General features: G+C 70.4%; 15 protein-coding genes and 1 riboswitch. Of the genes, 8 read left to right on the forward strand and 7 right to left on the reverse strand.

Annotation, left to right across the window (positions count from 1 at the left end):
* The first annotated feature begins 144 nt into the window (after positions 1 to 144).
* On the forward strand, positions 145 to 855 hold the full coding sequence (locus U8525_RS01340; RefSeq protein WP_374260020.1) for a siderophore-interacting protein: 711 nt from the start codon (positions 145 to 147) through the stop codon (positions 853 to 855).
* A gap of 1 nt (position 856) precedes the next feature.
* Here the strand turns inward: U8525_RS01340 and U8525_RS01345 are convergent, their stop codons facing one another.
* Positions 857 to 1,222 carry a hypothetical protein gene (locus tag U8525_RS01345; protein WP_374260022.1) on the reverse strand — a complete coding sequence of 122 codons (366 nt, stop codon included), beginning with the start codon at positions 1,220 to 1,222 and terminating at the stop codon, positions 857 to 859.
* 397 nt (positions 1,223 to 1,619) lie between these two features.
* On the opposite strand from U8525_RS01345, the gene U8525_RS01350 reads away from it, so the two are divergent.
* The 3 genes from U8525_RS01350 to U8525_RS01360 are packed head-to-tail and all read left to right on the forward strand — an operon-like array spanning position 1,620 to position 5,028.
* Positions 1,620 to 2,291, forward strand: a complete 672-nt coding sequence (locus tag U8525_RS01350) for an Isoquinoline 1-oxidoreductase subunit (RefSeq protein WP_374260025.1) — start codon at positions 1,620 to 1,622, stop codon at positions 2,289 to 2,291.
* Entirely contained in the window at positions 2,288 to 2,749 is a 462-nt protein-coding gene (locus U8525_RS01355; RefSeq protein WP_374260027.1) for a (2Fe-2S)-binding protein, read from the forward strand. The genes U8525_RS01350 and U8525_RS01355 overlap by 4 nt, the downstream gene beginning before the upstream one ends.
* Positions 2,750 to 2,760: 11 nt before the next feature.
* Positions 2,761 to 5,028, forward strand: coding sequence for a molybdopterin cofactor-binding domain-containing protein (locus U8525_RS01360; protein WP_374260030.1), 2,268 nt, complete (start codon positions 2,761 to 2,763; stop codon positions 5,026 to 5,028).
* Between the two features lie 107 nt (positions 5,029 to 5,135).
* Here the strand turns inward: U8525_RS01360 and U8525_RS01365 are convergent, their stop codons facing one another.
* Entirely contained in the window at positions 5,136 to 7,154 is a 2,019-nt protein-coding gene (locus U8525_RS01365; protein ID WP_374260033.1) for an amidohydrolase, read from the reverse strand.
* 361 nt (positions 7,155 to 7,515) lie between these two features.
* A riboswitch (TPP riboswitch) is annotated at positions 7,516 to 7,628 on the forward strand.
* A gap of 46 nt (positions 7,629 to 7,674) precedes the next feature.
* Between U8525_RS01365 and thiC the strand changes: the two genes are divergently transcribed.
* Positions 7,675 to 9,546: a phosphomethylpyrimidine synthase ThiC gene (thiC, locus tag U8525_RS01370; RefSeq protein WP_374260036.1), complete on the forward strand. Its 1,872-nt coding sequence runs from the start codon at positions 7,675 to 7,677 to the stop codon at positions 9,544 to 9,546.
* 128 nt (positions 9,547 to 9,674) lie between these two features.
* Complete coding sequence (locus tag U8525_RS01375) at positions 9,675 to 10,085, forward strand: DUF4870 domain-containing protein (RefSeq protein ID WP_374260038.1); 411 nt, start codon at positions 9,675 to 9,677, stop codon at positions 10,083 to 10,085.
* A 3-nt stretch (positions 10,086 to 10,088) separates the two neighbouring features.
* On the opposite strand, the gene moaA is transcribed toward U8525_RS01375, so the two are convergent.
* The 3 genes from moaA to thiO all read right to left on the reverse strand — a co-directional run bounded on the left by moaA (position 10,089) and on the right by thiO (position 13,683).
* Entirely contained in the window at positions 10,089 to 11,093 is a 1,005-nt protein-coding gene (moaA, locus tag U8525_RS01380) for a GTP 3',8-cyclase MoaA (RefSeq protein WP_374260532.1), read from the reverse strand.
* 67 nt (positions 11,094 to 11,160) lie between these two features.
* Positions 11,161 to 12,396 (reverse strand): HD-GYP domain-containing protein, encoded by a 1,236-nt coding sequence (locus U8525_RS01385; protein WP_374260040.1) that lies wholly within the window; start codon positions 12,394 to 12,396, stop codon positions 11,161 to 11,163.
* Positions 12,397 to 12,567: 171 nt separating this feature from the next.
* The gene (thiO, locus tag U8525_RS01390; RefSeq protein ID WP_374260042.1) at positions 12,568 to 13,683 is read right to left on the reverse strand and encodes a glycine oxidase ThiO; all 1,116 of its coding nucleotides are present in this window, start codon (positions 13,681 to 13,683) and stop codon (positions 12,568 to 12,570) included.
* 490 nt (positions 13,684 to 14,173) lie between these two features.
* Here thiO and U8525_RS01395 point away from each other — a divergent pair, with 490 nt between their 5' ends.
* Positions 14,174 to 14,617 carry a DofB protein gene (locus U8525_RS01395; protein WP_223646109.1) on the forward strand — a complete coding sequence of 148 codons (444 nt, stop codon included), beginning with the start codon at positions 14,174 to 14,176 and terminating at the stop codon, positions 14,615 to 14,617.
* Positions 14,618 to 14,674: 57 nt separating this feature from the next.
* Here the strand turns inward: U8525_RS01395 and U8525_RS01400 are convergent, their stop codons facing one another.
* Entirely contained in the window at positions 14,675 to 15,772 is a 1,098-nt protein-coding gene (locus U8525_RS01400; RefSeq protein WP_374260047.1) for a hypothetical protein, read from the reverse strand.
* 114 nt (positions 15,773 to 15,886) lie between these two features.
* Between U8525_RS01400 and lpdA the strand changes: the two genes are divergently transcribed.
* Positions 15,887 to 17,284 carry a dihydrolipoyl dehydrogenase gene (lpdA, locus tag U8525_RS01405; RefSeq protein WP_374260049.1) on the forward strand — a complete coding sequence of 466 codons (1,398 nt, stop codon included), beginning with the start codon at positions 15,887 to 15,889 and terminating at the stop codon, positions 17,282 to 17,284.
* Here the strand turns inward: lpdA and U8525_RS01410 are convergent.
* Positions 17,281 to 18,279 (reverse strand): helix-turn-helix transcriptional regulator, encoded by a 999-nt coding sequence (locus U8525_RS01410; protein WP_374260051.1) that lies wholly within the window; start codon positions 18,277 to 18,279, stop codon positions 17,281 to 17,283. The genes lpdA and U8525_RS01410 overlap by 4 nt on opposite strands.
* Positions 18,280 to 18,363 lie beyond the last annotated feature (84 nt).

Genomic DNA, 18,363 nt, shown 5'->3' on the forward strand with positions numbered 1-18,363 from the left:
CGTAACCAGCGCACCCGGGTGTGCCAGGGGCCCATGTCCGGTTCCTCTCGTGGGGGTTCTTCCCTGGAAGGTGCGGACGCCTTCACGCAACTTCACGAGCCATGCACCCACAAGGGGCGTATGAACGCCTGAACGGAGGTTTCAATGGCAAACGCCAAGGCCATGCTGGGAAGCATGCTGGGCCGCTTCCTCTTCACCGACGCGAAGGTGACCCAGGTGCGCGAGGTGTCGCGCGCCTTCCGCTGGATCGACTGCGAGGGCCCCGCGCTGCGGGAGCAGAAGTGGACCCCCGGCGACAAGGTGCAGGTCTTCCTGCCGGGGCTGGGCTTCCGCACGTACACGCCGCTGTCGTGGGATGAAGCGCGCGGGGCCACGGCCTTCCTGGTCTACCTGCACGGCGACAGCCCGGGGGCGAAGTGGGGCCGCGAGGTGCGCACCGGAGACGCGGTGCAGTTCTTCGGGCCCGGGCGCTCGGTGGCGCTCGCGTCCGGAGACGCGCCAGTGGTGCTCTTCGGTGACGAGACGTCCTTCGCGGTGGCGCACGCGTTCCGCACCGGCGCGAAGCGCGACGTCACCCCCATCTTCGAGGTCACACGCCGCGAGGACTGCGCACCCGCGCTGCGCGAGCTGGGCTTCGAGGGCCACGACGTGGAGCGGACGGCAGGCGACGCACACCTGGCCCAGGTCCACGAGCGGCTGCGTGAAGCCCTCCGCACGAAGCCCGGAGCGACGCTGGTGATGACGGGCCGGGCGCAGTCCATCCAGGCGCTGCGCGCGCGGCTGCGAGGCGACGGCGAGCGTGCCACGCCCAAGGTAAAGGCCTACTGGTCCGTGGGCAAGGCGGGGCTCGACTGATTCAGGCAGGGACGAGGCGCAGGTCGCGCAGGACGTCATCGTGGCCTCGCGGCATGCCCGCGGGGCGGCGCTTGGACTTCTGCTTGAGGAAGCGCGAGGCGTCCTGCCGGCGGTAGCAGGTGAGGAGCCGGTCCTCGTCATTGAGGATGAGGATCCACCCTCGCGCCTGCCGCGCGAGGGACGAGTCCCGGAGCGCCACCGGCAGGTCGCGCTCGTGCACGGTGAGGTGGGTGGCACCGCACGCCCGGGCAGGCGTGCCGAACTCCAGGATGAACGCGATGACCTCCTCGCGCAGCCTCCAGCGGGCACACTGCTCGACGAAGAGGCGGGTCAGGGAGAACACGGACGACGCGGGGCTCTGGCGCATGGCGGGCTATCTCCTTGCGCGCTTCCCAATACACACCGCGTTCCAACGCCTCGCGCTTGCGATTCCGAGCACTTGCGCGGAACCTCCACGCGCCCCGAAAGACATTCCGTCAATCCCGTCGGTGGCGCGTGTCACCCAGGCACGGACCGCGACCAGGGCGTGCAGGCGCACGGCGAGCGCGGAGGCCCGGGCCTTCACGGCGGCCGCCGTCTCCCACGCCGCGTGACGGCGCCCTGCACGCGCAGGGTTGGAGCCGTTCTGAAGAAAACCTTCACGGGCCTTGCGGCATTTTGACAGGCTCGGCGAGGGCCGGGGCAGGGCAGCATGGCCCCTCCAGGCCTCGCGAGGCCGCGCGTGGGGCTGGACGACCTCTGGCCGAAGGGATGGACCGGGCACGATGAGACTTCGCTCGAAGGCACTGGGAGCCGTGCTGGGCGCGGGGGCCGCGGGGCTGTCGCTGGCGCTCCTGTTCAGCGCGGGATGCGGAGGGCGGGCCGCGCATCCGGCCGCGGTGCCGCCGCCCTCGAATCCTCAGACGCTCCGGCCGCCGGAGGCCTTCGCGGGCATCGGCGACAAGAAGGAGCGCTCGCGGGCGCTGTTCCTGGAGGCGAGCCGGGTGATGCTGCATCCCCGCTGCGTCAACTGCCACCCCGCGGGCGACAGCCCCCTCCAGGGCGAGAACGGCCGGGTCCATGATCCGCCGGTGGCCCGGGGCCCCGAGGACCAGGGCGTGCCCGGCCTGGAGTGCACGTCGTGCCACCAGGACCGCAACGCGCAGCTGGCGCGGGTCCCCGGCGCGCCCAGGTGGCACGTGGCGCCGAAGGTGATGGCCTGGGAGGGGCGCACGCCGCGCTCGCTGTGCGAGCAGCTGAAGGACCCGGCGCGCAACGGCGGAAAGAGCCTGGCGGAGCTGATCGAGCACTCCGCGCATGACGAGCTGGTGGGCTGGGGCTGGAAGCCCGGAGCGGACCGGGCGCCGGCGCCGGGAACGCAGGCGGAGTTCGGGGCCCTGGTGGCCGCGTGGGTGAAGGATGGCGCGGAGTGCCCGCGCGAGGAGATCCGACCGTGAGCATCCGTCTGCGAGTGAATGGCACCGAGCACGACCTCGACGTGGATCCGGAGATGCCGCTGCTCTGGGCGCTGCGCGACGTGCTCACGTTGACGGGCACGAAGTACGGCTGTGGCCAGGCGCTCTGCGGCGCGTGCGTGGTGCACATCGACGGCGCGGCGGTGCGCTCGTGCGTGACGCCGGTGCGCCGCGCGGAGGGCCGCGAGGTGATGACCATCGAGGGCCTTTCGCCGGACGGCTCGCATCCCTTGCAGAAGGCGTGGGTGGACCTGGCGGTGCCGCAGTGTGGCTTCTGTCAGGCGGGGCAGCTCATGACGGCGGCGGCGCTGCTGGCGAGGAAGCCGAAGCCCACCGACGCGGAGATCGATCAATCGCTGGCGGGCAACCTCTGCCGCTGCGGGACGTACACGCGCATCCGCACCGCCGTGAAGAAGGCGGCGGGACTGCCGACGGAGTGAGGGCCGCCACCATGCAAGACACGCGCATCCGTCTGTCGCGCCGTTCGGTGTTGGAGGGCATGGGGCTCGTGGCCGCGGGCCTGGGGTTGGAGGTGTTCCTGCCCGCGAGGGCGCACGCCGCGCCCATGCCCACGTCGCTGCCCGCGGTGCCCACGGAGGGCCTGAGGGCGAACGTCTTCGTGCACGTGGCGCCGGATGGGGTGGTGACCATCGTCTGCCACCGCTCGGAGATGGGGCAGGGCGTGCGCAGCTCGTTGCCGGTGCTCATCGCGGACGAGCTGGGCGCGGACATGGCCCACGTGAAGGTGGTCCAGGGCGACGGTGACGAAGCCTACGGCGACCAGAACACGGACGGCTCCAGCAGCGTGCGGAAGATCTTCGACGACCTGCGCTACGCGGGCGCGACGGCGCGCACGATGCTGGTGGCGGTGGCGGCGAAGCGCTGGAAGGTGGCGCCCGCGGAGTGCGAGGCGCGCGACCACGCCGTGTTCCACAAGGGCACGCAGCGCTCGCTCAGGTTCGGTGAGCTGGCCAGCGATGCGGCGAAGCTGAAGGTGCCGAAGAGGCAGGCGGTGACGCTGAGGCCGCGCAGCGAGCTCAAGCACCTGGGCAAGGAGCTGCCGCTCTTGGACGGGCCGGACATCGTGACGGGCCGGGCGGTGTTCGGCGCGGACATCGTGTTGCCGGGGATGCGCACGGCGGTCATCGCGCGTCCGCCGGTGGCGGGAGGTCGGGTGGCCCGCTACGACGCGTCGAGGACGCTGGCGGTGCCGGGCGTGCGGCAGGTGGTGGAGCTGCCGGCGGCGACGAAGCCCTTCCTGTTCCAGCCGCTGGGCGGGCTGGCGGTGGTGGCGGACCACACCTGGGCGGCGATGAAGGGCCGCGCGGCGCTGGACGTGACGTGGGAGGGCGGGGACAACGCCGTCTACGATTCAGCGGCGTACCGCGAGCAGCTGCTGGAGGTGATTGGCCGGCCGGGCAAGGTGGTGCGCAACGTCGGCGACGCGGAGGGCGCGCTGGCGAAGGCGGCGAAGCGGGTGCAGGCCACGTACAACACGCCGCATCTGGCGCACGCGCCCATGGAGCCGCCCGCGGCGGTGGCGAAGGTGGAGAACGGCACCTGCGAGGTGTGGGCCACGACGCAGAACCCGCAGGCCGCGCGCAGCGAGGTGGCGAAGGCGCTGGGCCTGGACCCATCGAAGGTGACGGTGCACGTGACGCTGCTGGGAGGTGGGTTCGGCCGCAAGTCGAAGCCGGACTACGTGGTGGAGGCGGCGCTGTTGGCGAAGGCGGTGGGCGCGCCGGTGCGCGTGCAGTGGACGCGCGAGGACGACGTGCGCCACGACTACTACCACTCCACGAGCGCGCAGCGGCTGGAGGCGGGCCTGGACGCGGACGGGAAGGTGGTGGCGTGGCACCAGCGCATCGCGTTCCCGCCCATCGGCTCGACGTTCTCCGACGCGACGTTCGCGGGGGACGGGGAGCTGGGGCAGGGCATCCTGGACCTGCCGTTGACCATCCCCCACGTCCGGATGGAGAACTGCGAGGCGAGGGCGCACACGCGCATCGGCTGGCTGCGCTCCGTGGCGAACATCTACCACGCGTTCTCGGTGCAGAGCTTCATCGACGAGCTGGCGCACGAGCGCGGCGCGGATCCGCGGGACATGTTGTTGGAGGTGCTGGGTCCCTCGCGCGTCGTGACGCCGAAGGACCTGGGCGTGGCGAAGGTGCCCAACTATGGCCAGTCCATCGAAGAGCACCCGGTGGACACGGCGCGGCTGCGGCGGGTGATTGAACGGGTGACGGGGCTGGCGCGTTGGGACGAGCGCAAGCGGGAGGGAAGGGCGCTGGGGCTGGCGGCGCACCGCAGCTTCCTGACCTACGTGGCGGTGGTGGTGGCGGTGGTGAAGGACGCGGACGAGCGCATCCGGGTGGACGAGGCGTGGATCGTCGCGGACGCGGGCACCATCGTGAACATGGAGCGCGTGAGGGCGCAGATGGAGGGCGCGGTGGTGTTTGGCCTGAGCCTGGGGCTCTACGGCGCCATCACGATGAAGGACGGCGCCACGGTGGAGAGCAACTTCCGCGACTACCGTCTGGCGCGCATCGCGGAGACGCCGAAGCGCATCCACGTGGACATCATCCCCAGCGACGGCCGCCCCGGAGGCGTGGGAGAGCCCGGAGTTCCCCCGGTGGCGCCAGCCCTGGCCAACGCCGTGTTCGCGCTCACGGGGACCCGCGTGCGCGAGCTGCCGTTGGTGAAGACCGTGAAGGTGTGATTGGGGAGGGTGGCAGTCGTATCGTGACGCCGGGGCTCGCAAGGGCCCAACGCCAGGCGTCCTAGCGCGCGTCGCCCGAAAGACAGACGACGCGCTTGGGAGCACACTCAGTTCCTGCTCGCGGGGTCCTTTCCGCCCAGGTACGTCCGGATCACCGGAATCTGGCTGATGGTCGCCGGGTTCCCGCCCTTGGAGGGGTCGTAGTCGAGCGGGTTGGCGCCGAGGACGACGAAGTCCGCCACCTTGCCCGGCTCGATGCTGCCCACCCAGCTGTCGATCTCATGCTGGCGGGCCGGCTCGATGGTGACCGCGCGCAGGGCCTCCTCGACGGTCGTCGCGTGCTGCGGGCCGAGCACGTAGGTCTTCTGGAAGTCCGGATAGGCCCACGTGCGGCGAGTTACGGCCTGCTCGACGAACCAGAGCGGCCGGGCTGGCGTCACCATCGAGTCGCTGTGGAAGGAGAAAGGGATGCCATTGCGGCGGTCGAAGTCCACCGGGTCGATGTCGATGTCCTTGTGTGCGCCGTTTTTCTCGAGCATCTGCGCCAGGGCGTCGCCCCAGTAGGCGACGTGGCCAATGAGGTGCGTCACCCGCACGTCCATCTTGGGCACCGTCTTCTGGTCTGCGACATGGGTGCCCTTGCGCAGCTCACCAATCGCCTGGGAGACGGACTCCTGACCCACGGTGTTGTGGATGAGCAGCATCCGGTGCGGATTGGGCTGCTCGAGCTGGAGCTGTGAGAACGCATCGACGGCCCACTGGTTCGCCTCGTTGCCGTTGGCATGCAGTTGGAACCGCCAGTCCGAGCTCGCCCAGAGCGGGCGCATGGCATCCGCGAGGGCCTTCGCGCTCTTGAAGTCGCCCTGGCCCTCCTTGGCGTTCGGACAGTGACCGTCCGCGCTGTAGGCGTAGGGCTGTCCAAGGAGCGCGGTGCAGCCCTGCGTCGAGCCGTCCACCCAGAGCTTGATGGCGCCGGCCCCCAGCCACTTGGGCAGCGCGCAGTCATTGGTCGGGCTCGGCGTGCACGCGGGCCCGGTTGGCTTGAGCGCCGGCGTGGCGACGGCCCCGTCCTTGTTCACGACGGCTCCGGCCGCGAGGTGGGTCACGACGCCCGTGACGCGCAGCGGGAAGGCGGGGTTCTCGGCGAGGAGCTTGACCATTTCCAGCTGCGATCGGCTGGACAGCCCGCCATCCGCGATGGTGGTGAGCCCGGCTTCACGCAGGGCCTGGATGGCCTTGTTGAGCTCCTGGAGGCTCCCGCTCGGGATGGCCGCGTTCATCAGGAGCCCCTGCTGCGTCGCCGCGAGGAAGGGAGCGTAGCCGGCGGACTCCTCGATCAGCCCCGTGTGCTGGCCGTCCTTGCCGAGGACCCACCGTCCTCCGTTCTTCGTGACGGACTCAGGCGGGATGCAGGGCTTCTTTCCCTGGCAGGCGATCTCGAACGCCTTCTCGTTCACGTAGGCGAGGTGGCCCGACTGGTCGAGGATGAGGACCGGCCGCTCCTTGCTCACACACGCATCGAGGTAGAGCTTCGGCTGCTGCATGAACTCTTCAGCCGACTTCACGTCACACTTGCCGGGGATGAACTGCTGCCGCGACGGGTCCAGGTTCATCCCGAGGACGAACTGGGTGGCCGTCTCGGGCGTGGCGGGCGCCACCTTCATCGAGCTCAGCGCGCTCAGCAGGTCCTTGTGCTGAGCGCACTCCGCGGGCGCGGACTGGTTGTAGGGCGGGGGCAGGCAGGGCGCCAGGTTGTGGGTGCCCAGCAGGCTCTGGAGGAGCGTCGGCTGCACATGCAGGTGGGGATCGATGAACCCGGGCAGGAGGACCTGGCCTGGCTTCAGCTCAACGCGCCTGGCGCCCGCGCCGAGCCCCGCGCTCAGGTCCTTCTCGGCCCCGACCTTCAAGATGCGGCCGTAGCGGTCCACGGTGACGGCTTCAGCAATGGTTCCCTGGTCGTCCAGGGTGATGACCTTGCCGACGAAGAGGGTGGTGTCGTCGACCACGGGAGCCACAGGGCCCTTCGTCGCGCAGGACGTCAGCATCGCGAGCGCTCCGACCATCGCGAGCGAGCGGGGACGCACGAAGCCGTGAGCCGGTGCCGTCCGGGTTGGGTGGTGTTGCATGTGAACTCCTGTTGGGGAAGTCCGCAGTCTACGGCAGGCTTTGTTGTGATTGAAGCTGAAATTCTGGAAATTCTTGACGTGACAGGGTTTGTGTTTGACGTGTCAGGAGATGGTGTTGACGTGTCAGGAGGGCGCGGAAAAGCTGACGCGAGCAGAAGGAGCCAGGTGTGCCCGAGGGTGATGCATCCAAGGTTCGAATGAGAGGGTTTCTGTTGGCGCATGCATTCATTGAGAAGGGCGCGCGCCTCCTTGGCGCGCCGATCCGCGGCGGCCCCCTCCCCAGGGGGCCACCGTGCGTCCACTGGACCCCAGCACACCTCCAGCCGGGTTGAAGCGGGCTTCCCCCTGCGCTACATCGCTCCGCAGTCGCTAGGGGCGCCTCCGGAAGGGGGCTGAGATGGACGTGTTTCCGCGTCCGATCCCTTTGAACCTGAACCGGTTAGCACCGGCGGAGGGAAGCGGTCTGGGCGCTCCATGCTCCCGTCCCGTCTCCCGTCCGCCCTTCACGAGGAGCCGTCCGATGAGTGGAGCGTCCAAGAGCCTGAAGGTCGATGGGAAGGTGCTGGAGGGCATCAGCCGCGGCCCGCTTCCCGCCTCACGCAAGGTCTACGTGTCCGGGGCCCTGCACCCCGACCTCCGCGTCCCCCTGCGCGAAATCGCCCAGACGCCCACTCGCCACCATGGCCACTCCGGGCCCGAAACCCCCAATCCTCCCGTCCACGTCTACGACTCCAGCGGCCCCTACACCGACCCCTCCGCTGACATCGACCTGCGCCGGGGCCTGCCCGCCGTCCGTGAGGACTGGATCCGCGCCCGCAACGACACCGACGAGCTGGCCGGCATCACGTCCGAGTACGGCCGAGCCCGCGAAGCCGACCCGCGCCTCAACGGCCTGCGCTTCAGCCACATCCGCAAGCCCCGCGTCGCGAAGTCCGGCCACAACGTCAGCCAGATGCACTACGCCCGCAAGGGCATCATCACGCCGGAGATGGAATACGTCGCCGTGCGCGAGAACCAGAAGCTCGACGCCTCACTCGCCGCCCAGCACCCCGGCCACTCCTGGGGCGCCGCGATTCCGCGGGTCATCACCCCAGAGTTCGTGCGCGATGAAGTGGCCCGCGGTCGCGCCATCATCCCCGCCAACATCAACCACCCGGAGCTGGAGCCGATGATCATCGGCCGCAACTTCCTGGTGAAGATCAACGCCAACATCGGCAACTCCGCCGTCACGTCCTCCATCGAGGAGGAGGTGGAGAAGATGGTCTGGTCCATCCGCTGGGGCGCGGACACCGTCATGGACCTGTCCACCGGCCGCAACATCCACGAGACGCGCGAGTGGATCCTCCGCAACGCGCCCGTGCCCATCGGCACCGTGCCCATCTACCAGGCCCTGGAGAAGGTCGGCGGCAAGGCCGAGGAGCTCACCTGGGACATCTTCCGCGACACCCTCATCGAGCAGGCCGAGCAGGGCGTGGACTACTTCACCATCCACGCCGGCGTGCGCCTCCAGTACGTCCCGCTCACCGCGAAGCGCCTCACCGGCATCGTCAGCCGCGGCGGCTCCATCCTCGCCAAGTGGTGCCTGGCCCACCACGAAGAGAACTTCCTCTACACGCACTTCGAGGAGATCTGCGAGATCATGAAGGCGTATGACGTCAGCTTCAGCCTGGGCGACGGCCTGCGCCCCGGCTCCATCGCCGACGCCAACGACGCCGCCCAGTTCGGTGAGCTGGAGACGCTCGGTGAGCTGACGAAGGTGGCCTGGAAGCACGACGTGCAGGTGATGATCGAGGGCCCCGGCCACGTCCCCATGCACCTCATCCAGGAGAACATGACGAAGCAGCTCGCCGTGTGCCACGAGGCGCCGTTCTACACGCTGGGGCCCCTCACCACGGACATCGCGCCCGGATACGACCACTTCACCAGCGGCATCGGCGCGGCGATGATCGGCTGGTTCGGCACCGCGATGCTCTGCTACGTGACGCCCAAGGAGCACCTGGGCCTGCCCGACCGTGACGACGTGAAGGAAGGCGTCATCACCTACAAGATCGCCGCGCACGCCGCGGACCTCGCCAAGGGCCACCCCGGCGCCCAGGCCCGCGACAACGCCCTGTCCAAGGCGCGCTTCGAGTTCCGCTGGGAGGATCAGTTCAACCTGTCCCTGGACCCCGAGCGCGCCCGCGCCTTCCACGACGAGACGCTCCCCGCCGAGGGCGCCAAGGTCGCGCACTTCTGCTCCATGTGCGGCCCGCACTTCTGCTCCATGAAGATCACCCAGGACGTGCGCGACTACGCGGACAAGGTCGGCGTCAACGAGGCCCAGGCCCTGGAGGAGGGGATGAAGGAGAAGAGCGAGGAATTCAAGAAGGCGGGACACGCGCTGTACCGCTGAAGCCAGCCGGCGGACGGGGGCCTCCTCGCGCGCCCCTTGTCCGCTGGATGACAGGCACCGACACGCCATGTCATGGTGCGCCCATCCGGGCGCACCCATCGCGCCCCCTGAATTCAGAAAGGGCTCACATGGACATGGACCCCCAGCAGCGTGAGGATCAGCAGTTTGGTTCGTTCATCACCGGCTCGCCCACGGCGACGCAGGACGAGAAGACGATGGGGATGTTGGCCCATCTCGGCTCCATCGCCGGCCTCGTGGTGGGCGCGGGCTTCCTGGGCTGGGCGGTGCCGCTGTTCCTGATGCTGGCGAAGGGCAAGGAGTCGTCCTTCATCCGCGGCAACGCGGTCGAGTCGCTCAACTTCCAGATCACGACGCTCATCGCCATGGTCATCTCCGGCGTGCTGATGTGCGTGGGCGTGGGCTTCATCCTGGCGCCCATCGTCGCCATCGCGTCGCTGGTGTTCAGCGTCATCGGCGGCCTCAAGGCGAACGAGGGCCAGCTGTACCGCTACCCCGTGAACCTGCGGCTGGTGAAGTAGCCCTCAGCCGCCAATGCCCATCATGGGCAGGAGCGTGGCGCCGTTTCCGGCCTCCGTGAAGCGGTGCCCCTCCGGCTTCTCCCCCAGCGCGCGGCGCACGGCCACGGCCAGCTCCGCGTCCGTCGCGCCGCCGCGGATGAGCTGGTGCAGCGGCGCCTGCGCCCGGCCGCCCAGGCAGCTGCGCAGGTCCCCGTTGGACGCCACCCGCACCCGGTTGCAGCCGCCGCAGAAGTTCTGCGTCAGCGGGGAGATGAACCCCACGCGCCCGCTGTCCGTGCGCCAGTAGCGCGCCGGGCCGGCCGTGGGCGAGGCGGTGTCCTCCGGCGGCTCCTCCGTGAGGACGCGGCCCGCCGCCGCCAGTCGCTCCAGCAGCTCCGCCGTGGGCACCGGCGTGCCCTGCCCAAAGGGCATCAGCTCGATGAAGCGCGGGGTGATGCCGCGCGCGTGCGCGAACGTCACCAGCTCCGGCACCTCCGCGTCGTTGATGCCGCGCATCACCACGACGTTGAGCTTCAGCGACTGGAAGCCCGCGCCCGCCGCCACGTCGATGCCGCGCAGCACCGCCGCGAAGTCCCCCTGCTTGGAGATGCGCCGGAAGACGTCCGCGGACAGCGTGTCCAGGCTCAGGTTCAGCTGGGTGACGCCCGCGTCGCGCAGCGGCACGGCCAGCGGCTCCAGGCGGCTGGCGTTGGTGGTGATGGCCAGGTGCTCCACGCCAGGCACCGCGGCGATGCGCCGGGCGATGTCCAGGATGTCCGGCCGGGCGAGCGGCTCACCGCCCGTCAGCCGCACGCGCCGGATGCCCATGCGCGCGAAGACGGAGACGATGCGCTCGAACTCGCCCGCGTCGAGCAGGTCCTTCCTGCCGCCCCACGACGCCGGCGAGCAGTAGGTGCACCGGAAGTTGCAGCGGTCCGTGATGCTCAGCCGCAGGTACGTCATGCGCCGCCCCTGCGCGTCACACAGCGGCGGGGCGAGCGGATCGGGAGCGGGCAGGGGGGCGGTCATCACGGGGCCTTCCGCCCTCATGGATAGCAACCCCCGCGGGGAAAGGCACCGCTTCCCGTGGCCAGGGTCAGCCTTCGCCGCCGGACGCTGAACGGATGGTGACGGGCGGCGCGCCAATCGGCGTGGCGCTCGGGCCCACCGGCGGCGAGGCGTCCGGCTCGTCATCCAGGTCGGTGAGCCGCGCCAGCTCGGCCTCGGACTCGGCGGCGTCCGCGGCGGCCTGCATCGGGTTGAGCTTCTTCTGGGCCATCTCCTCCTTGATGCGGATGAGGCCCTCCTCCCCGATGTCCAGGAACGCCTTCACGACGTCCGGGTCGAACTGCGTGTTGGCGCAGCGCTTGATCTCCTGGATGGCGTTGGCGAACGTCGTGCCCTTGCGGTACGGCCGGTCGCTCGTCATGGCGTCCAGCGTGTCCGCCACCGCGAAGATGCGCGCGCCGATGTGGATCTCGTTGCGCTGGAGGTTGCGGGGGTAGCCCGCCCCGTCGTAGCGCTCCTGGTGCGACAGGACGATCTCCGCCGGCGTGTTGAGGAAGGGGATGTTCTGGATCATCTGGAAGCCGATCTCCGGATGACGCCGCATCTCCAGCCACTCGTCGGGGGTCAGCTTGCCCGGCTTGAGCAGCACCGCGTCCGGCACGCCGATCTTCCCGATGTCGTGCAGCAGCGCCCCGCGGCCGATCTCCTCCATCTCCTTGCCGCGGATGCCCATGCGGGTGGCGATGGCGGAGGTGTAGCTGACCACGCGCTGGGAGTGGTCGCTCGTCTCGTGCTCGCGCGCGTCCAGGGCCGCCACCAGCGCCAGCAGCGTGTTCTGGTACGTGTTCGCGATGTTGTGCAGCGCGCTGCGAAGCTCGGCGGTGCGGTCGCGCACCTTGCCCTCGAGCTTCTTCTGGTAGCGCTTGCGGGCCATCTCGATGCGGCGCTTGGCGAGCGCGCGCTCGATCGCCCGGATGAGGTCGGTGAGCTTCGGTGGCTTGAGCAGGTAGTCCACCGCGCCCCGGCGCAGACAGTCCACGGCGGACTCGGTGTCGCCGTAGCCGGTGAGCATGATGACGGACGTGTCCGGCAGCCGCTCGCGCAGGTTCTCCAGCAGCCAGAGTCCGTCGCGGCCCGGCATCTTCATGTCGCTGATGACGAGCGGCGTCTCTTCTTCACCCGCCACGTCGAGCGCCATCTCGGCGCCGTTGGCCACGACGCAGTTGTAGCCCTCCTCGCGGAGGAGCACGGAGATGACGTCGCGGACGGAATCGTCGTCGTCGACGATCAGGATTCTGGGCGGTGCGGGGGGGATGGCTTCCACGGCCGAAGATTCTAGAGGTTTCCAGGGATTAAAGGCGAACGAGTGCGAGAAATCATCACCCCCTCGCCTCCTTGCCATCCAGGGTGGGGTGCGAGCCCTGGCGCCGGGGTGAACGTCTCCGGTCCTCTGGGCATTCCCCGCCTTCCAGGGTAGGCCGGGCAAGCGCCCCGATCATCCGCGCGCCTGCGTCCCCCGGTCGTACCGGAAGGGGGCGAGCTCCACCGAGGGCTTCTCCCCCAGCACGGCCTGGGCGACGAGCTTCGCGGTGATGGGGGCCAGGAGGATGCCGTTGCGGAAATGTCCGGTGGCGAGGAACAGGCCGGGCGAGGGGCCCTCTCCGATGTACGGCAGGGCGTCCTCGGTCCAGGGGCGGAAGCCGGCCCACGTCTCCGTGATGGGCGCGCTGGCCAGGTCCGGGCATAGCTCCAGGGCCATGTCGAGGATCCGCGCCAGGCCGGCGGCCGTCACCTGCTTGTCGAAGCCCACGTGCTCCATGGTGCTCCCGGCGATGATCCGTCCGTCGGCGCGCGGCACGAGGTAGCCCTTCGCGGACGTCACCACCCGCTCCAGCAGGGGCAGCCGCGTCTGTAGCTGCACCATCTGTCCGCGCGCCGGACGCACGGCCTGCGCCGACACGCCCGCCCCCTGGACCAGGGATGACCAGGAGCCCGCCGCCAGCACCACGGCGTCCGCGCGCAGCACCTCGCCATCCAGGTCCACGCCCACCGCGCGGCCGTGCTCGTGCACCACGCCGCGCACGTAGCCGCTCCTGAACACCGCGCCCACGCGCGCGGCGGCCATGGTGAGCGCGCGCACCAAGAGCCGGTTGTCCACCTGGTGATCATCCGGGAAGTGCGCGGCGCCCACTGCGGTGGGGGACAGGTGCGGCTCCAGCGCGCGCGCGGCCTTTCCGTCCAGCAGCTCGGCGCGCAGCCCCAGGCCGTGCTGCCAGCCGACGGTGGACTCCACGCGGTGGAGGTCCGCCTCGTCGAACGCGACGCGCAAGAGGCCGCACGGCCGGTACGCGATGTCCACTCCGGACAGCTCGCGCAGCTCGGCGGCGAAGCTCCCGTAGAGGGCGCGGCTGCGCAGGCACAGCTCGAAGAAGGGGCCGGGGCCGTCCGCCTCCCACTGGGGCGCGAGGATGCCGCCCGCGGCGCTGGAGGCCTCGGCGCCCGGGATGGAGCGCTCCAGCACCGTCACGCGCGCGCCGGCCTGACGGAGTCTCAGCGCGATGCCACAGCCCATCACGCCACCGCCCACCACGAGGACGTCGGAGGTTGCCATGCGCCGCTTGTGCTCAAGGGCGCACGGCTTTGCAAGCAGCAAGACCGGGACTGACTCGGGGGCCCCAGTGGACGCTGCTGGGATTCCCTCGCGCGCTGCCGTTTCATCGCCGTCCGGAGCACGACGTGAACGCGGACCCGCGAGGCTGGATGGAGGCCGCCACCAACGCGGCGCTGGCCAGGCGCGTGCGTGAGCTGCTCCGCCCTGGAGTCCACCCATGACGCTCGACACCGTCTTCGCCGCTCGCGCACGCCCGAAGGTGCCCTGAACTCCCGGATTATCCCGGCGTGTCAGTTGCGACCCGGGTGCAGTAGTCCACTCCCACTGCATCCTCACAGCGTGGCTGGCACACAGGCGCCCCAAAGGTGCAAGCGTGTGTCCGCTACTCTTCAACCGCCTCGGTGATCCTGGTACAGATTCCGGCCTGCGACACGGGCCGCGCCCGACGAAGCGGCCCCGTCGACATCAGCGTTCGCATCCCGGAGGCTTCGTGTCTGCCACGTACCAATCCGAACTCATCGACCGCGTCCTGTTCTCGCGCTGGCACAACCCGCCGACGAAGGACGACGTCCAGGCCATCATGGCGCAGATGGAGGACGCGACGCAGCGGCTGGGACAGAACGTGCTCTACATCGCGTCCATCAGCCCCAAGGCGAAGGTTCCCGACGCGACCGAGCGCGCGCACCTGAACCAGATGGTGGCCGAGGGTCGCCGCTACTGTGAGCAGTCCTGGCTCGTGTACGAGGGCACGGACCTCCAGCACAACCTCCAGCGCGTCATCATCTCGGGCGTGCTCATCCTCACGCGCACGTTCGACAACTACCTGTCGGTCGCCAAGTCGGCGGACGCCATCGTGAAGGACGTCTCCACCGCCCTGAAGAAGGACGCGGCGCCCATCTTCCGTCAGGCGCGCGAGCGCGGCCTCATCGCCTGAGACCCACGCGGGCGACGTCGGAGGCCCTCCGGCGCCGCGTGCGTCGTGGCGCCCGCGCTACCGGGCGCCGATGATCTCCAGCTCCTTCAGCTCCACCCCCGGCCGCTCCGGAAGGACGCTCACCGCGTCCACGTCGAGCACGGGGACCGCGGGCTTGCAGATCTCCCACCGGCCGGTGCCCTGGAAGCGGCACACGGTGGGATCCACGAAGAAGCCCTTGCCGTCCGGCTCCGCGCGCCCCACGCCCTCCGGCGCGCGGATGTGCGCTCGCAGGGAGCCCGGCCCCGTGGCCTGGACCTGGAAGGACACCACGGCCTTCAGGGCCGGCGCGTACCCCAGCCGCAGCGCTCCGTCCGTGCCCGCATCGACCTTGGGCAGCAGCACGCCGGACAGCTCGTCCCGGTCGAAGGCGCGGAGCGCGTCCCCGGGCCCCGCGTGCTGATCCGGATCGAGGGGCTTCGTCTCCAGCGCGCCCGCCGTGTACGCCGCCGCGAGCCGGGGCGCGCGCGGGCCCTGCTGCACCGCCGCCGCGTTCACGAGCGACATGGGCACCTGCTCCGTCCGCGCGCACGTGGGCGCCAGCTCCTCCAGCAGCGCCAGCAGCGCCGGCTCCATCACCATCCCCGTCACGGCGGCGGGCCCCACGGCCTGGCGCGCGAGCTCCTGGCAGGCCGTGCCCAGGGCGGGCCCCGCGCGCTCCAGGCTCCAGCGCGCCTCCGGCAGGTCGGGGCTCCCCCGCCGCGCGGCCTCCTGCAACGCGCGCATCACCGCCTGGCCGCAGGGGTTGTCGGCGGGGGCACAGCGCTCGCACAGGGTGGCGAGCAGCTCGCGGGGTGGGCTGCCCTCTCCCGAGGCAGGCGCGCGAGAGGCCAGCGCAGGGCCCCGGGCGCAGGCGGCGGCGGGAGGTGCGGGGCAGTCGCCGAGCTGCCGGAGCGCATCGCTCCAGGCCGTGCCGGCCTCCGCGCCGGTGCCGCCGTCGGAGGCGAGGAGGTCCCCCAGGACGGCGTCCAGCCCGCGGCACGCGGCGGGGCCCAGGTCGGGCGGGGTGATCCTCACCGGCGTCGCGCCCGGCGCCTGCCCGGGGGCCGGCGGCGGGGGCGGGGCACGGTGCGTCACGTAATAGAGGCGCGCGAACGCCAGCAGCGCTACTAGCATCAAGAGAAGCGTGTGGAGCGGGAAGCGACGCACGAGCAAACTCCTTGATTCCAACCGGGACCGGGGGTTATCAGCGCCCGCGAGTTCCATCCGCAAAAATGACCGGAGGCGTGTGTGGCTGAGACTTTCGACGTGGTGATCATCGGCTCGGGTCCTGGCGGCTATGTCGGCGCCATCCGCGCGGCCCAGCTCGGGCTGAAGACGGCCATCATCGAAAAGGACAAGCGCCTGGGTGGCACGTGTCTGCACCGCGGCTGCATCCCCACCAAGTCGCTCCTGTGGACGGCGTCGCTCTTCCACCACATCAAGGAGTCGTCCGACTTCGGCATCGACGTGGCGAACCCCACCGTGAACTGGGCCAACGCCCAGAAGCACAAGGACAAGGTCGTCACGAAGGGTGCCAACGGCATCGACTTCCTGATGAAGAAGAACAAGATCACCGTGGTGAAGGGCCACGGCCGCATCGCCGGCAAGGGCAAGGTGGAGGTCACGGCGGAGGACGGCTCCAAGCAGACCCTGGAGACGAAGAACATCATCGTCGCCACGGGCTCGGTGCCCAAGTCCCTGCCGAACGTGGTGGTGGACCACAAGCGGGTGATGAACAGTGACTCCATCCTGACCATCGACCGCATCCCCAAGAGCATCATCGTCCTGGGCGCGGGCGCGGTGGGCTGCGAGTTCGCCTCCGTGTTCAACCACGTGGGCAGCAAGACGGCCATCGTGGAGTACATGCCCGCGCTGCTCCCCATCGAGGACGCGGACATCTCCAAGGAGCTGGACAAGATCTTCCGCCGCCGCGGCATCGACGTGCACACGGGCGCCAAGGTGGAGAAGGTCGAGCACACCGCGGACGGCGTGCGCGTCACCATGACGGTGGGCTCCGAGACCAAGACGCTGGAGGCCGAGATCCTCCTGTCGGCGGTGGGCCGCTCGCCCGTCACGGACGACGTGGGCCTGAACAAGACGGCCGTCCAGGTGGACCGCGGCTTCATCAAGGTCGACACGCTGTGCCGCACCAGCGAGCCCAACGTCTACGCCATTGGCGACGTCATCCCCACGCCGATGCTGGCGCACATGGCCAGCGCCGAGTGCGTGATGGTGGTGGAGCACATCGCCGGGAAGAACCCCGCGCCCATCAACTACGACCTGACCCCGTCCGCCACGTACTGCTACCCCGAGGTGGCGTCCGTGGGCCTCACGGAGAAGAAGGCCAAGGAGCGCGGCTATGACGTGAAGGTGGGCATCGCCCCCTTCGGCGCCGTGACCAAGTCGGCCATCTCCAACGAGTCGGTGGGCCTCATCAAGATCGTCTCCGACAAGAAGTACGACGAGGTGCTGGGCATCCACATCATCGGGCCGCACGCCACGGAGCTGCTCGCCGAGGCCTGCGTCGCGATGAAGCTGGAGATCACCACCGAGGAGCTGGCCCACACCATCCACGCGCACCCGACGCTCTCGGAGATCATGCACGAGGGCGCCGAGGCCACGCTGGGCCACCCGCTGCACTTCTAGCGGGCCCGGCGGCCCGGCCCCTCCCGGCCGGGCCCGCCGTAGAGCGCCCGCAGCGAGGCCGCCAGCGCGGCCAGCCGTTGGCGCAGCGGCTCCGGGGCGAGCACCTCCACGCCCGCCCCGATCTCGCACAGCTGGGAGACCGCGATGGCCTCCCGCTCGAAGTTCAGCGTCACCTCCCGCTTCCCACCGCGTGCCGCGGGGGCCCTGTCCAGGCGCTCACCGTCCGCCGGGGGACGCAGCCTCCGCAACGCGGCTTCCCCTTCCGCGGTGCAGGAGAGGGTGACGTCGTAGCGGGGGCGCTCGGTGGCGAACCTCGCGCACCAGTCCTTCCAGAACGCGGGCAGGTCGAAGCCCGGCGGGCGGGTGAAGCCCTGCGGGCGCAGCCGCACGTCGCCAATGCGCCCGCCCCGGAAGACGCGCGGGCCCTTGTCCGTCCCGGCGACGAGGTACCAGCGGTCCGCCTTGATGACGAGCCCGTAGGGGTCCACCGTCCGGCGGGAGCGGGTGCCCTCGAAGTCCTGGTATCCGAGGGACACGCGGCGGTCCTGCCAGGCGGCGTCGCGCAGCTTGCCCAGGTGGGGCAGGGGCTCGCGGCCGGTGAACCAGCCGGAGGCGTCCACGTGGAGCCGCTGGCGCGCGTGCTCCAGCGCGGGTTGCTGGAGGGCGGGGAGGGCCGCCGCCAGCTTCACCAGCCCCGTGCGCAGCGGCGTGGACAGGCCCAGGTCCTCCAGGGCTCCAGGGGCGCCCACCGTGGCCAGGGCCTGGAGCTCCGGGCGGGTGAGGCCGGTGAGCTGCGTGCGCCAGCCCTCCATCAGCGCCACGCCGCCCGCGGCCCCGCGCGTGGCGTAGAGGGGGACGCCCGCCGTGGAGAGCGCGTCCAGGTCCCGGTGCACGGTCCGGCTGGAGACCTGGAGCTCGCGCGCCAGCTGGCCCACCGTGCTGCGGGGGCGGGCCTGGAGGCGCATCAACAGGTGGACGAGGCGATCCGCGCGCATGGGCCCTCCGGCCTGGGAGAGAGGTGCAGCCTGGGGCGGGAATCATGACAGGGGTTGTCAGGATTGGGCAGGCAAGGTGGCGCG

It is taken from the genome of Corallococcus sp. RDP092CA (assembly GCF_041903675.1).
Taxonomy (GTDB): domain Bacteria; phylum Myxococcota; class Myxococcia; order Myxococcales; family Myxococcaceae; genus Corallococcus.